At 57.1% G+C, this 13,525-nt stretch carries 14 protein-coding genes and 1 tRNA gene; 4 read left to right on the forward strand and 11 right to left on the reverse strand.

Going from position 1 to position 13,525, the window contains the following annotated elements; genetic code table 11:
- The first annotated feature begins 18 nt into the window (after positions 1 to 18).
- Together dnaB and hflX are read left to right on the forward strand one after the other, a co-directional pair.
- Positions 19 to 1,386 (forward strand): replicative DNA helicase, encoded by a 1,368-nt coding sequence (gene dnaB / locus ACZ500_RS22910; RefSeq protein WP_464229738.1) that lies wholly within the window; start codon positions 19 to 21, stop codon positions 1,384 to 1,386.
- Between the two features lie 224 nt (positions 1,387 to 1,610).
- Positions 1,611 to 3,317, forward strand: a complete 1,707-nt coding sequence (gene hflX, locus ACZ500_RS22915) for a GTPase HflX (protein WP_464229739.1) — start codon at positions 1,611 to 1,613, stop codon at positions 3,315 to 3,317.
- Here the strand turns inward: hflX and ACZ500_RS22920 are convergent.
- Positions 3,283 to 4,341 (reverse strand): FAD:protein FMN transferase, encoded by a 1,059-nt coding sequence (locus ACZ500_RS22920; RefSeq protein WP_464229740.1) that lies wholly within the window; start codon positions 4,339 to 4,341, stop codon positions 3,283 to 3,285. The genes hflX and ACZ500_RS22920 overlap by 35 nt on opposite strands.
- A gap of 132 nt (positions 4,342 to 4,473) precedes the next feature.
- Entirely contained in the window at positions 4,474 to 5,436 is a 963-nt protein-coding gene (locus ACZ500_RS22925) for a bifunctional riboflavin kinase/FAD synthetase (RefSeq protein ID WP_464229741.1), read from the reverse strand.
- A 146-nt stretch (positions 5,437 to 5,582) separates the two neighbouring features.
- Between ACZ500_RS22925 and ACZ500_RS22930 the strand changes: the two genes are divergently transcribed.
- Positions 5,583 to 5,669: transfer RNA gene (locus ACZ500_RS22930), tRNA-Leu, on the forward strand.
- On the opposite strand, the gene ACZ500_RS22935 is transcribed toward ACZ500_RS22930, so the two are convergent.
- The 3 genes from ACZ500_RS22935 to ACZ500_RS22945 are packed head-to-tail and all read right to left on the reverse strand — an operon-like array spanning position 5,623 to position 7,264.
- Positions 5,623 to 6,846, reverse strand: a complete 1,224-nt coding sequence (locus ACZ500_RS22935; RefSeq protein WP_464233109.1) for a tyrosine-type recombinase/integrase — start codon at positions 6,844 to 6,846, stop codon at positions 5,623 to 5,625. The two genes, ACZ500_RS22930 and ACZ500_RS22935, sit on opposite strands and share 47 nt — an antisense overlap.
- 47 nt (positions 6,847 to 6,893) lie before the next feature.
- The gene (locus tag ACZ500_RS22940) at positions 6,894 to 7,097 is read right to left on the reverse strand and encodes a hypothetical protein (RefSeq protein ID WP_464229742.1); all 204 of its coding nucleotides are present in this window, start codon (positions 7,095 to 7,097) and stop codon (positions 6,894 to 6,896) included.
- Positions 7,094 to 7,264 (reverse strand): hypothetical protein, encoded by a 171-nt coding sequence (locus tag ACZ500_RS22945; RefSeq protein ID WP_464229743.1) that lies wholly within the window; start codon positions 7,262 to 7,264, stop codon positions 7,094 to 7,096. The genes ACZ500_RS22940 and ACZ500_RS22945 overlap by 4 nt, the downstream gene beginning before the upstream one ends.
- 233 nt (positions 7,265 to 7,497) lie before the next feature.
- Here ACZ500_RS22945 and ACZ500_RS22950 point away from each other — a divergent pair, with 233 nt between their 5' ends.
- Positions 7,498 to 7,938, forward strand: coding sequence for a hypothetical protein (locus ACZ500_RS22950; RefSeq protein WP_464229744.1), 441 nt, complete (start codon positions 7,498 to 7,500; stop codon positions 7,936 to 7,938).
- Positions 7,939 to 8,110: 172 nt separating this feature from the next.
- Here ACZ500_RS22950 and ACZ500_RS22955 read toward each other — a convergent pair whose 3' ends face one another.
- The 6 genes from ACZ500_RS22955 to ACZ500_RS22980 all read right to left on the reverse strand — a co-directional run bounded on the left by ACZ500_RS22955 (position 8,111) and on the right by ACZ500_RS22980 (position 13,368).
- Positions 8,111 to 8,797 (reverse strand): hypothetical protein, encoded by a 687-nt coding sequence (locus ACZ500_RS22955; protein ID WP_464229745.1) that lies wholly within the window; start codon positions 8,795 to 8,797, stop codon positions 8,111 to 8,113.
- 11 nt (positions 8,798 to 8,808) lie between these two features.
- Positions 8,809 to 10,383: a hypothetical protein gene (locus ACZ500_RS22960; protein ID WP_464229746.1), complete on the reverse strand. Its 1,575-nt coding sequence runs from the start codon at positions 10,381 to 10,383 to the stop codon at positions 8,809 to 8,811.
- On the reverse strand, positions 10,331 to 10,840 hold the full coding sequence (locus ACZ500_RS22965; protein WP_464229747.1) for a hypothetical protein: 510 nt from the start codon (positions 10,838 to 10,840) through the stop codon (positions 10,331 to 10,333). Before ACZ500_RS22965 ends, ACZ500_RS22960 begins: the two co-directional genes overlap by 53 nt.
- A gap of 72 nt (positions 10,841 to 10,912) precedes the next feature.
- Positions 10,913 to 11,467 carry a hypothetical protein gene (locus ACZ500_RS22970; RefSeq protein ID WP_464229748.1) on the reverse strand — a complete coding sequence of 185 codons (555 nt, stop codon included), beginning with the start codon at positions 11,465 to 11,467 and terminating at the stop codon, positions 10,913 to 10,915.
- 174 nt (positions 11,468 to 11,641) lie between these two features.
- Complete coding sequence (locus ACZ500_RS22975) at positions 11,642 to 13,012, reverse strand: DEAD/DEAH box helicase (RefSeq protein ID WP_464229749.1); 1,371 nt, start codon at positions 13,010 to 13,012, stop codon at positions 11,642 to 11,644.
- Positions 13,013 to 13,020: 8 nt separating this feature from the next.
- The gene (locus tag ACZ500_RS22980; RefSeq protein ID WP_464229750.1) at positions 13,021 to 13,368 is read right to left on the reverse strand and encodes a hypothetical protein; all 348 of its coding nucleotides are present in this window, start codon (positions 13,366 to 13,368) and stop codon (positions 13,021 to 13,023) included.
- Positions 13,369 to 13,525 lie beyond the last annotated feature (157 nt).

Genomic DNA, 13,525 nt, shown 5'->3' on the forward strand with positions numbered 1-13,525 from the left:
ATCGGTGAGTGGTAGCCCATGGCCTTGAGCAAAAAGGAAGCTGCGCCGGTCAACCTGAAAGTCCCGCCGCATAATCTGGAGGCCGAGCAGGCGGTACTGGGCGGCATTCTGATCAACAACGACGCGATGAATCTGGTCGTGGACATCCTTTCGCCGGATGATTTTTACCGGGAGGCGCATACGGCTGCCTTCGAAGGGATGTGCGGGCTCTACGACAGCGGTGAGCCGATCGACCTGATTACCCTGTCGCAGATCCTGACGCGGAAGAATCTTCTCGAACGTGTGGGGGGCGCCCGTTATCTGGCGGATCTTGTCGAGGCCGTTTCGACGTCGGCGGGCATTGTGCACCACGCCGAGATTATCAAAGGCCTCTCGGTCCGGCGGAAGCTGATCGGGCACTGTTCCACCATTTCGGAGTCCTGCTTTCAGGATTGGGAGCGGGTCGAGGATCTACTCGATCTGGCAGAGCAGTCCGTCTATGACATTGCCGAGTCCCAGGTCAAAGATGGATTTCATCACTTAAACGACGTGATCAAGGACAGCTTCAAGCGCCTCGAGGCTGTCGCACAGCAGCCCGGCCATGTGACGGGCACCCCCACCGGCTTTACGGATTTCGATCGCCTGACCGCCGGTCTTCAGCCTTCCGATCTGATCATCGTGGCCGGCCGGCCCAGCATGGGCAAGACGGCCCTGGCGCTCAACATCGGCTACAACGCCGCGAAGGAGACGGGGAAGGGCATCGCAGTCTTCTCCCTCGAGATGTCCCGGTCGCAGCTCGGGATCAGGCTCCTTGGGTTCGATGCGGGCATCGACGCCTCCAGGCTTCGCACCGGTTTTCTGAAGGACGAGGAATGGGGAAGGCTCACCCATGCTGCCAGCAACCTATGCGACATGCCGATCTTCATCGATGACAGCATGGCCGCAGGAGTCCTGGAGATGAAGGCGAAGTGCCGCCGGCTCAAGAAGCACCAGGACTTGGCCCTGGTTATTGTCGATTATCTGCAACTCGTGCAGGGGCGGCGGAGCGCTGAATCGCGGCAGATGGAGATCAGCGAGATTTCCCGGGCGCTCAAAGGGCTTGCCAAGGATTTGAGTGTGCCGGTGATGGCCCTTTCACAGTTGAACCGGAAGGTGGAGGACCGGCCCAACAAACGCCCGCAGTTGGCCGACTTGAGAGAAAGCGGGGCCATCGAGCAGGACGCCGATGTGATTGTTTTCATTTATCGTGACGAGATGTACAATCCGAATTCCGAAGAGAACCGGAACGTGGCCGAGATCATCCTGGCCAAGCAGCGGAACGGCCCGACCGGCTTCTTCAAGTTGACATTCCGAAAAGAGTTGACCCGCTTCGAAAACTACACCGGAGAAGACCTCCCGATGCAGTGAAAATTGTGTTGGTCGTCCCTGGTTTTCCGTCTATGGCTTTCCGAACGCGTCCTTTGAAGTCGAGGGCGATCTTCCTGGAAAAGCCTGGTTTCCACTATCCAAAAATTTGTGGTCGGGGTGAATCGGCCGGTGCACGTGCCTGAACGATATGGGGGCTGTTCTGAGCGCGTGTATTCCGTGATCGCTGATAGAATCTTCCCGGTGGATGCGCCCTTTGCATCAGGGTGTCTCCTTCGGATCGGGACGAGAAGGCCCGGCGTGCAAACGGCCGATTTCAGAGGGAGGTTCCAATCGATCCTGTCTACGGCAAGACAAGCGGCCTGAAGGCCGGTCAGCAGCGGCGGCTTCAAGCCCTTTATCGCCGCAGGGTGGCCCCTGCCGAGTTGATATCCCGCGAGCTGGTCCGCGAGACAGCGTCTCTTTCACGTGAACTGAAGCGGCAGGTTGCCCTGCTGCTTACCCGGAAAGGGGAGGTGTCCCACGTGGTGGTGGGGGACCACAGCCATGTCTGGATTCCTGAACTATCCGGTTACCGCGAAGGTTCGGGGCGTCTGTGCGGGCTCCGATGCGTCCATACGCATCTGGAGAGGGAGCCTCTCTCGGAGGAGGATCTCTCCGATCTGGTGCTGCTCGCCCTCGATGCAATGGTCTGCGTCGAGGTGGACGAACGGGGGATTGCCGGGGCGATCACCTATGCTCATATCCTTCCCCAGCCGGAAAAGGGTCAGGGATGGATCACGGAAAAGGTCACCGATATCGGGCAGCTGCGGGTGGATTTCCCGGCGATGATCCAGTCTCTCGAGGCCGAGCTGGTCAGAGCGCAGGGAGGACATGCGCTGGATCGGCGGGAAAAGGCTTTGCTGGTAGGGGTGACGACTGGACCGAGGTGGAAGGCCGAGAATCATCTGGATGAGTTGGAGGAACTGGCCAGGTCGGATGGCCTCGATGTGGTTGCCAAGGTGGTTCAGCGGCTCCGCGAGGCAGACGCACGTTTCCTTATCCGGAAGGGGAAACTGGGTGAACTGGTGCTCCAGTGTCTTCAGACCGGAGCCGGGCTGATCATCTTCGACCAGGAATTGACCCCTGCCCAGGTCGATCACCTGACAAAGTACACCGATCTCAAGATTATCGATCGCAGTCAGCTTATCCTGGACATCTTCGCGCGGCGCGCCGTGACGCGTGAGGGGAAGATCCAGGTGGAGCTGGCTCAGCTGAAATACCTTCTTCCGCGTCTGGCGTCCAAGAATACCGCGATGTCGCGGCTTACAGGCGGGATTGGGGGACGCGGACCGGGGGAGACCAAACTCGAGATCAACCGCCGCCGGGTCAGAGACCGGATCGCCGCGTTGAACCGAGAGCTGGGCGCGATCAAGCTTCAGCGCGCCGGAAGGAGGCGCTTGAGAAATGCAAGGCGGCTGCCGGTGATCTCCATTGTGGGCTATACGAATGCGGGAAAGTCCACTCTTCTGAACGCTCTGACGCACAGTACGGTCGGTGCGCGCAACCGTCTTTTCGAGACCCTGGACCCCAGCAGCCGGAGGCTGCGCTTCCCAGAGGAGCGCGAGGCTATTATCACCGATACGGTCGGGTTTATCCGTGATCTGCCGCAGAGTCTGATGGAGGCGTTTGCGGCGACGCTGGAGGAGCTTCAGGACGCGGATCTACTCCTGCACGTGATGGACATTACCCATCCGCAGTTGGAGGAGCAGGCAGCGACCGTGGAACGTATTCTGGAGGATTTGAAACTGCAGGAGATCCCGATTCTCAAGCTCCTGAACAAGGCCGATCTTCTGGAGGCGCGGGAGGCGGAGGATCTGGCCGAAAAAATGGGAGGATACGCTGTGTCGGCGCTGCATCCTCCCACACTGGTCAGACTTGTCGAGATGATCGGGGGGCTTATATGGCCTGATTCCCCCAACCTGAACTCTTGAACGTATCGCCTGCCCTCGTCAGGATGAAGGCCTCGCAGCGGGGCAAGGACTCGATAAACCGCAGCCCCTGGGCGGGTTCCATGACGAAAGCGGTTGTGGACAGGGCGTCGGCATCCATCGTGGTGGCGGCGCACACCGATACGCTGCTGCTTTGAAGCGGTGAGTGGCCGTTCTTCGGGTTGACGATGTGGTGAAACATTTTTTCATGGTCATAGTACACCTCGTAGTTCCCGGAGGTGGCTACGGCCCCTTCGCTGAGGCGGATCACGTCGGGGTAGCGTTTTTGTTTCTGCGGGTCCTGAATGGCAATGGACCACGGTTTGTGGTGCTCTTTGGAGCCGCAGGTCCTGATGTCTCCCCCGGCGTTGATGAGGTGGTTGCGGATGGTGAGCCGGGTGAGCATTTCGGAGGCCCGGTCGACGATGTAACCTTTTGCGATGCCGTCCAGGGTGATACCCATGCCGGGTTGGGCAAAGCGCAGGGTGCGCCCGGAAAAGACGATCTTCTCGGCGCCGATGTGCGGAAGAACCTTTTCCAGGTCGGGCTCGAGGGTCTGAGCCTGCCCCGACATGTCGAAACAGGCCTGGAAGAGATCGACGATCGGTTTCACCGTGATGTCGAAGCAGCCGTTGCTGAGGCGGTAATAGCGCAATGAGCGATCGATGACGTCGGCAAGCTCGGGGGGGACATCGCGCAGGGTTCCTTCGCTGTTGAGGTGCGAAACGGCTGTGGCGCTGTCGAAGCGGCTCAACTCACGGCTCAACCGGTCGATTTCGTCGAAGGCGCGGCCCATGGCGTCCTGGGCCTCGTCCCTGGAAGGGTGAATAAGGGTCATGGAAACGAAAGTCCCCATGGCGACGCGCGTCATGGAGACTTTATGTTCGTCACGATTGAACCGGACCGCTTCGGCTTGGGTGGCAAGGACAGGCACTGCAGCCGCCCCAAGCCCCAGCATGCCTGAAAGCTTCAGGAACGTACGTCGGTCGACGCCCTTCTGGAGGGCGGACGAATGGGTCGTCTTCATATAGCTTCCTCCCAGTACCTTTTCAGGATTTCTTTCCACGCAAAACACACAGGGAAGACCTATACCAAAAAGCGATCCAATGCAACCGAAAACCGCAGGATCCCACAGAAAGAAAAACTTTGTCGAAGAGGGTCAGGAGGCCGAAGACTCGGTCACCGATCGCTTGCGGTTTCGGGCGAAGATCTCCCGTGCCTCGATGATGTCATTCCGGATCTGTTCGGCCAGGGCGGCGACAGATTCGAATTTCCGTTCCTGGCGGATGCGGGCGATGAAACGGACGCGGATTGTCTTGCCAACCAGATTTTCATTGAAATCGAGGACATGGGTTTCGATGGAAAAGGCGCCGTTGTCGAAAGTGGGATTGTAACCGATGTTGGTTACGCCCTGATAGGTTCCGCTGTCCGTGAGCACCTCCACGGCATAGACCCCGCGCTGCGGCACCAGTTCGTCGACGACGTTCAGATTGGCGGTGGGGAATCCCAGCAGCCGTCCACCTCTGTTCTTGCCGGTCTTGACGGTGCCGGTGATCTGGTAGTTTCTGCCGAGGAGCTTCTTCGCCTCGTCCAGTTGGCCGGCCCGCACCAGTTGCCGGATGGCGGTGCTCGAAACCAGGGTTGAATCGATGTGGACCGGGTCCATCACATGGACTTCGAAACCGAATTTTCTGCCTGCAGCCTTGAGAGATGCCGTGTTGCCTTCCCGGTTGCGGCCAAAGGCATAATCGTAGCCCACCACCAACTCACGGATGCCGATCTTTCGCACCAGGACATTCTGGACGAAGTCCTCCGCGGAAAGAGACGCAAACTGGCGGGTGAACCGAAGACAAAGGATCACGTCGATGCCCGCTGCATCGATCAATTGAAGTTTTTGCTCCGTAGGCGTGATCAACGGCGGAGCCTTTTCGGGCTTCATGAGTTTGATGGGGTGCGGGTCGAATGTGAGGACGACCGACTGCCCTTCGACCTGCCGGGCGCGGGCCTTGACTGTATCGAAGAGGGCGAGATGCCCCCTGTGGACGCCGTCGAAGTTGCCGATGGTAAGGACAGGGTTGACGAGCGGTTTTTCCAGTTGATCCAGGCTGTAAAGGGTGGTCATAACTGTTCCTTGGTTTCCGATACGGAAGGCCGGCGCCAATCCTCGTGAATTGCCCAGCCGGCCTGTCAGAGCCGCATAAATGTATTGACAACGCTTATGCGAAACTATAGTATCAAGGATCTAAATTTTCAACCCCATTCTTGCGTGCCGAAGTGGCGGAATTGGTAGACGCGCTAGGTTCAGGGTCTAGTGGGTGGACGCCTGTGCGAGTTCGAGTCTCGCCTTCGGCACCATAGCATAAAAATGAGGCGCAATCTCAATAGGTTGCGCCTCTTGCTTTTGGGCTGGTTGCGGATAGGTTGCGGATGGTTGCGAGTCGAGTCGGTTGACAGCGTCCCGGTTGCTGCTCGGCAGAAGGTGCCCATAGACGTCCACGGTCATCTGAATGGAATGGTGCCCCAACTGCTCTTTGACGTAGGCAGGGCTCTGTCCGTCGCTCAATAGAAGGGATGCGAAGGTGTGCCTGATGTCGTGCAGCCGGATCTCCCGCAAACCGGCCTTCATGAGGGCCCGCTTGAACACCCGGCGGATGTAGTTCTGTTCGATGGGCTTTCCGTCCCGGTGAAATACGCTTTCAACCACTTCCCCAAGGCCCGCCTTCAACGCCTCCCTTTTCCTCTGAGACAGAAGCGCCTGCAGGGCGGCGTGCAACTGATCGCTCATATCGACGCGCCGGACCTTGCCGTTCTTGGGGGCGTTGAATTTCCCGAGTTTGTACGTCCGCCGCACCATGATAAACTTCCCGTTGAAATCGACATCCCCCCACTGAAGGCCCAGGAGTTCACCCAGGCGCATTCCGGTCCTGAAGGCTGTCAGGAAGAACGGATAATGATCCCTGAAATGCTCTTGGCACGTTTCAAGGAAGGCCTGGACCTCGGCATGGTCAAGCGGTTCGATGGTGATCTTCTTATCCCTGCGGATATTCAGCCGCTTCAGGATGCCCTTGACGGGGTTCGCCTGTAAAAGTTCCTCGTCAATGGCGTACTCGAATGGCCCGCTCATGACGTCCCGCACAAGGCAAACCGTGCTTCTGGACAGCCCCCTGGCATGAATCCGCAAGAGCATGTTCCTGATCTGTCCCCGCTTGATCTTGTCAATAGGCAGGTTCCCGATTGTGGGAAAGACGTATCTTCCAAGGGTCTCCCTGTACCGCTCATAGGTCGATTGCCTTCTGAGCGGCTTGATGTAGGTTTCGAGCCATTCACTGGCGTAGACCTTGAAAGTCGGCAGGGTTTCACCCCCGTTCTTTTCGAGATGGAACTCTTGCAGCACGAGTTTGGCCTCGATCTTCTTCGCGGCTTCCCGTGCGGCCCTCTCGTCCGTCCCAACCTTCTTGGCCTTCCTGACCCCCTGATGGTCGATGAAGATCCACCAGATCCCCGAGCCCGCCGGCCGTTGCCTCACTTTCACGCTCAATAGTTTGTCCCCCTGTGCTCTAGGTCATAGAAACGCCGATCTCAACTCGGCTGAGCGGCTGCAATGTTGTTTTTTGCTTCCATCATTGCCGCATGAATCTGACCGGCATGTTCCATATCCCCGGCCAGGGCGGTATTGATGTAGTCCAAGAGGGTGAATGGTAAAAGGGGCTCGATCTCCGCAAAGTCGGCGATCTGGTCTTCCCTCGCGCGATACCACGCTTGTGCTCGCATTTTGTCGTTCATCGGCCACCTCCTAGATACTTAGCCACGAGGCGATCCAGCGCTTGCAGCCGTTCCTCGTCGGGGTCAGTCCCCCCCGTCGGACACAGGAAGTCGTAAAGGTTGTTCGTGAGTCCAGGGTGCTGACGTTCCAAACGCTCCCATATTCTGATCTGCTCTCCTAGCTTCATGATGTACCTCCCTAAAAGAAAAACCCGAAGTGGTGCGTAGGCTCATAACAAGCCTTCCGGTCCTCGCGGATACCGGCCACTTCGGGCGATATGTTTCCAGAAATACGAAATGCCATTGACGGATGGCCCTCCGGTTATGAATTTACGCGTATTCATCTTGACAAGGATTACTCAGTCTGTCAATAAGAAAAGTTCAAAGCATGATCGCATAAACTGAGCCAGGAGGGACACCGATGCGACCGGAAACCTATTTGAGAACCATTATTGTTGCTGCCGCCTTGATCTTGCTTTCTAACAGTGTCCACGCAGGGCCGCTTAACCCTTTAAACACATTGCCTCAGTATAAGAGCAACATCGTCAGTGTGTTTAAGGAATTGAAGACCAGTGAAACCACGCAAGAAATCGTTATGATGACTGTGCCAGATGGCAAAAAATATATTCTAACTGAAATATTTGCTGGAACGACAATAAGCGGTGTTAGCTATTTACAAATCTCTGAAAATGACTGTCCGCGATATAGAGGAAGCGGAAGCGGAAGACAATTCAACTCCGGTATCAATTTCAGTGGCGGCAGCGATATTGTTATTATGGTACCTTACACAAGTACTGCTACTTTCAATGTTTTTATCAGTGGCTATATGCTGGATGATTTGCAGTCTTCTGCCGGGCAATGACGCGCCGAGATCCCCTAAGTGTTCGTCAATACCGCACCGCACAAGACGGGCGGCATTGACAATGAGCATCTTAGAGCGTCTATTTCGATTTGTGCCATAGTAGGACATGGCTTTAGGGTAGATCGTCGATTCTGTGGCATCCTGCGGTCTTCTACAATTGAGCCTATCGCTTTTAATGCCCTACAGGGTTCCCTCCAATATGACGCGCGGGTCTGCGCACCAACTTGAATGGCTTGCGATAGTATCCATGTTTGTCCATGCCGCACAGTGCAAATCTTGCAGCGTTGACAGCATGGAACCGCTGGTCAGGTCTGTCCTCCAAGTCTTGAACGGTCAGTCCTTTCAATTGTGCCCGGATGGGTGAGTCATCGGGTAGTGTCAGTCGGCCGTTCTCGATAGTGTGCTTCCGCACGACACCCAAGCCAAGCAGGAAGTTATCGGCTGACGGTGCCGGTTCCGGCATGGGCACACCAGATAGCTTGTGCTCCCAAACATAGGCGCGAAGGAATTTACAGAAGTCTTGCGCGTCGCTTCCATCGGGCATCGACGGTCCGAACGTCCGATCACAGCCATAGGTGATAGTTGCGTCGGAAAACAAACGGCACAGTCCCGTCAGGTCGATCGGGGGAACCTCGGCCTCAGTCAAAAGGATCAATCGGCCTTCGGGCGTCTCCTTTCCCTCAAAGCGCGTTTCATCCCTATGCTCGCAACCGATCAGGCAGAAGTATGCGGGCGTCGCGGCGATAGGCCACGAAATGCCCGCAAAGATGTGACTCAGGTGCAACTTCTCGTCCTCAGCGGTCTTGAGGGTCCAAATTCCGTTTTTCTCGTTACGTTTGCTCTCGATGATATTGATCATGATCGGTCCTCCTATAGCCCTGGAAACAGCAGGTCCGGTTGATAAAACGTTAAGCACAGCGCGTCGGCCCGGTCCGGGGAGCGCTTCAGCAGCTCCCGCATGGTGTCTTTCGCCATGATCTTGATCTTGCCGTTGCGAACCTCATAGGTGGGCGTCGCCAGTTCTTCGAGTAACATCTCATCAGGGGGCAACATCGCGCCGGAATCGGTCCGAAGCCATTCCCGGCATGACCACCATAACTGGTCACGCAGGCGTTCAAATTCACCTAGTTCGGTCCGCTGGGTAGGTGAAGACGCCACCTTCACCGCCGAGGCCGCACAGCCAGAGCGCCGCATCTGGGGTGCCACGCCCGCGCCGACACCCGTCGCATCAACGCACGCCCGGAGCACTTTCCTGGCTCGGTATTCATCTGTTGCCCTGTCCCCGGTGCTTGCAATGTCCACGCCTGCCCACTGTATCAGCCGCTCGACATACCCACCATAGCGGAAGGCCGCCACATTGGCATCGGCGCCAAACTCGGCCACGTCCACCCCCATGACGGCCTTTGTCCCGGCCGGCGGAATCTCACCATGCTGCGCCACGTAGGCATCCCAACGAGACCGGGCTGCGCTGATCCACTCCCGACTGATAAGCTGTGTGGAAGCCTGCGCGGGGTAGCGCCCTAGCACCATGTAGTCAAAGGCGGGCTCAAGCACCTTGTACTGTCCGGGCGCTAATGCGGGATAAGATTGGCCTGATTGGCTTGCAGCGGTCGCCCCCACCAGGAAGTCTGGAAGCCGGAAGCTGTCCGTCTCAGCCTCGCCAGGTACAAGCGGCCGGCACCATTCGCTGAGTCGCCTGACCGTGACTCCCCTCGTGACGGCACCGGGAATCTGATCGGTGCCAGTCGTGACGTTCGGGTGGCTGAAGGCTGAAAGCTCCACGACCTTGGCGCGACCCTCCCGCTCCATCCGGGCGATATGCCCCACCTCGGAGCGGGGGTTGAAGGTGCAGACAAGCCGGGTGTGACCGCCAGACATGCAACTCTCGATTGCCGTGAAGATCGCGTCAGGAATGCCGTCCGCCTCGTCGCAGAGAAACATCAGGTGCGGCGCGTGCTTGCCGCTGAACCGGGCCATCTTCTCGCTCTCGGTCCCGCTGGACGGAATTGTTACCCCATAGATCCCGCTCTGTGGTCCGCGTGAGACGTGAAGGGTCTTCACGGTGTGCCCCTCGAACAGGTGTGGGTGCTTTGCCAGGATGCCGCCGAGTTCGCCCCACAGAAGCCGCTCCAGGTTCGCCTGCGGTGGCGCGGCCGCACTATATACCTGGCTGTCGGGGAAAGTGAGATAGAACCACGTTGCAAGCCGTGCAATAGCGTGCGTCTTGCCGACCGCGTTCGCAGAGCGTCCAACGGTGATGACGTTATCCCGCACGGATTCGCACAGGGTCCGGACGTCATTGGTGATATGCTCCCCCAACACCTCCTCGATGAAGCCCACCGGATCGTCATGGTAGCGGCTGAAGTCACTGTCATTCGCGTTGTACCTCTCGTCAAGAGAACGCAATAGTCCCGCGTAAAGCGCTTCTTTCTTGCAGTTTTCCAATGACTCTCTCCCTTGCACCAGGTTCCATTTCATCCAGGACGCTCAAAACTTCCTCCTGGAACTCAGCCACAATCTTCATGTCATGCCACACCTCGACAATCTTGAGCTGAGATTCCAATTGCCGCCTGATCTCGGCTGAGAGCTTAATGATGATTTCCTGCACAGCCAGACGGTCTCGGCCATTTGCACCTTCGACGCTTTCTTGTGCACGGGTCAGTTCAGCGTTAATGGCGTTGTTGATCTTGCGTAGCTGCGACATCATATCCAGGTGGTTGTTTACGACCTCATTAGCCTTTTCAAGTCCCACCGTGCGGACTATCCGGCGCTTCAATTGCTTGCGTGCCAACGAAATTGCAGCTTCAGTCACGCCGAAAACTTTAGCAGCATCTCGTTGACTTTTGCCATCACGAAGCAGCTTGTCTAACTTGACTAGGTCAATTCTCCTTTTATTATTCATTGCTTGACGTCCTCTTAAGTTTTCATTTAAGTTAAGGACACCCCCCGGTAAAAGTAGGGGGGTGTCTCGAAATTAGGCGTTAAGGTCCGTGTCTTCGGTCATTTTCTGCTCGGCATGATGGAGCTCAGTCTTTTCAATTGTTGACATCTTGTTGAACTGCTCTTGGCGATCACGGATGAACTTGCGGGCTTCCGCTTCTTTCCCGCACGCATTTGCCAGGATAAGCAGACGACCTTTGTTGTTATTAAAGACCGCTAGCGACCCGTTGGCCATGCGTTTCTTGAGCTCGAAGTATCTGACCTCAGCATCCTTCTGGTCTTGCTCCTTGGCTGCACGGGCGAGCTGGTCATGGAGGGTTCTCCAGATCGTTTGCAACCCTTCTAGAGCAAAAGGCAGCTCGTTAAGCCGCGCCTGCAATTCCTCGATTTCAGTCCGAACTTCCTGAACCTCTTCGTCTGTCGCCTCCCCGATCGCGTGAGCACCCAAGATAGCGATGCGATCCTTCTGAAGAACTTCGAGCCGCTGCTCAATGTGTGCCCGTTCCTCATCGAGGGATCTCTGGGCTTCACGAACGAGTTTGATACGGGCCTTGATGTTTTCTGCGGTGGGGGCTTGTCTTTTCTTCATAACAAAATCTCCTTTATGTGGTTAGTGGGCTTCCCAGGATGCCCCAGAATCGACGATCTTCGGTGGGGGCATAGGTTGGTATGGACTTTTTTAAAACTAGGGCTCTAAAGGGCTGCAAGAAACAGGCAGAGCCAGAAAAGCGTTGTCAGAACGATCGGCACTAGATACAACATGTCATCCCCCTGCTGAAAGATGTTTATAAATTTTCGCCCGTGCAGCGGCACTGGCACGCAGTACCGGCACACCTTTGTCGATGAAATCCACGACCGTAGCGCGTTCTTTGCCCCGCGCCGGTCTCAGCACTCGGCCGAGATATTGCAGCACCCTGCCGCTGAACCGGATGGGCGTTGCAAGGAAAAGCGCAGACAGCGCCGGAAGGTCGAAGCCTTCCCCGATCAGCTGCCCGGTTGCCAGGAGCACGTGGACCTTTCCTTCATGAAGAGCATCGACCACGCGCCCCCGTTCCTTTGCTGGCAATCCACCGTGAAGGGCTGCGGCCTCGATGCCCTGGTCTCTGAGCATGTCATGCAGCGTTTCAACGTGCGCTTTCCTGTCGGTCAATGCCAGACAGATCCCCGAACCTTTTCGGGCAGCCTCTGCAAGATCGGCGACGATCATCGCGTTACGGTCCGGATCAATCGTCAACTCACTCAGAACCCGGCTGTACTGCTCGGAAGCGTCCAGGTCAGTCCGGAACGACGTCTCTCTCTGTACGACTTCCGCTTCCACGAGATGCCCGGCCTCGACCAAGGCGGCCCTGTCCACCTCGTGCACGACGTCGCCCAGATGCCAGAATATGAGCCTAGACAGTTTATCTCGCCGCCAGGGTGTTGCGCTCAACCCGAGCATGTATCTGCTGTCAAACGCCCCGACGGCTTCCGTAAACGTCCGGCTGGGCGTCCTGTGACATTCATCGACCACGATGAACCCGACGTGCTGTGCCACGTCCGACGCGCACCTATAAAGAGACTGAACCAGGGCGACGGTTATCCGCTCGCCGATCCGCTTCTTTCCCGAGCCGATCATGCCGACGTCGGTTGCTGGTATCCCGAGGAAAGCACCGATACGGTCAACCCATTGCGCGGCCAATTCGCGGGTATGCACCAGGATCAACGCCGGCTGCCGGCGGGCGGCAATGATCGCTAGGGCCATGACGGTTTTGCCGGAGCCTGTGGGCGCGGCCAGGGTGCCGAAGTCATGAGCCAAGACAGATTGAACAGCGTTAGCCTGGAAGTCCCACAACCGGCCCGTGAAGGCGAAATCCACAGGCTCTAGAGTCCGGCGCTGGTCCTTGATGGTGAAAGGGATACCCTCCATCCGGGCTATGATGCACAACTGCCGGGCGAAGCCTCTCGGCACCGTCAGGCGGCTAAGATCATCCCGCGTGTAACTCGCGATGGTGCATGGAATGTTCCCCGTCCATCGACCGCGTTCGGTGGCTTCTAGGAATGCCGGGTTTTGAAAGCTCAGCCGAGCCATGAGATCCCGCTCGAAGAAATCGGGCGGCCCGTCGATCTTGAGTTCCTTGGAGATTTCGATAAGCATGGGATTCCTCAAAAAGGTATATCGACATCCGCCTGCAACCAGGGCGTATCACTCCCGGCCGCCACGGCGAGGGCGTCGCTCACGAGTTCCTGCTCGAAGTCGTCAGGGCATCGGAAATGGTTGTCAGGGGTGCGCACCAACCTCTTGATGATCGCCCGTGCACATGCCAGGGCTTCCCTTCGTGATAGGCGAGCGGGGAGAAGGAGCGCCGCCTCAAAATCTCCGGCGGGGACCGGCGTCCAGCCTGTTGACATTCCGGTTGATGGACCGCCTTCGGCCCTGTTCGCTGTCACGGCCCGCATGAACCTGATCGGTGCGGTTCCGTCCTGCTGGCGCTCGATGAGATTTCTCATCATGATTTGGTGCGCATGATAAAGGTCTCGTCCGCTCATGTTTGTTTCCTCCGTCATAATTGGTTAAATTTGTATGACAATTCATTGGTGGCATGGTGGTTGTGTTACCGGTGTTACCGGTTGAGGGCTTTTTGCAAGAAACACCCCTATAAAGAACCTC

This window comes from Desulfatiglans parachlorophenolica (assembly GCF_055394735.1).

Bases quoted from the DNA above. Each gene is read 5' to 3' on its own strand.
- dnaB (WP_464229738.1), top strand. From the start codon at position 19: ATGGCCTTGAGCAAAAAGGAAGCTGCGCCGGTCAACCTGAAAGTCCCG.
- ACZ500_RS22920 (WP_464229740.1), bottom strand. From the start codon at position 4,341: ATGAAGACGACCCATTCGTCCGCCCTCCAGAAGGGCGTCGACCGACGT.
- ACZ500_RS22925 (WP_464229741.1), bottom strand. From the start codon at position 5,436: ATGACCACCCTTTACAGCCTGGATCAACTGGAAAAACCGCTCGTCAAC.
- ACZ500_RS22940 (WP_464229742.1), bottom strand. From the start codon at position 7,097: ATGAACGACAAAATGCGAGCACAAGCGTGGTATCGCGCGAGGGAAGAC.
- ACZ500_RS22945 (WP_464229743.1), bottom strand. From the start codon at position 7,264: ATGAAGCTAGGAGAGCAGATCAGAATATGGGAGCGTTTGGAACGTCAG.
- ACZ500_RS22950 (WP_464229744.1), top strand. From the start codon at position 7,498: ATGCGACCGGAAACCTATTTGAGAACCATTATTGTTGCTGCCGCCTTG.
- ACZ500_RS22955 (WP_464229745.1), bottom strand. From the start codon at position 8,797: ATGATCAATATCATCGAGAGCAAACGTAACGAGAAAAACGGAATTTGG.
- ACZ500_RS22965 (WP_464229747.1), bottom strand. From the start codon at position 10,840: ATGAATAATAAAAGGAGAATTGACCTAGTCAAGTTAGACAAGCTGCTT.
- ACZ500_RS22970 (WP_464229748.1), bottom strand. From the start codon at position 11,467: ATGAAGAAAAGACAAGCCCCCACCGCAGAAAACATCAAGGCCCGTATC.
- ACZ500_RS22975 (WP_464229749.1), bottom strand. From the start codon at position 13,012: ATGCTTATCGAAATCTCCAAGGAACTCAAGATCGACGGGCCGCCCGAT.
- ACZ500_RS22980 (WP_464229750.1), bottom strand. From the start codon at position 13,368: ATGATGAGAAATCTCATCGAGCGCCAGCAGGACGGAACCGCACCGATC.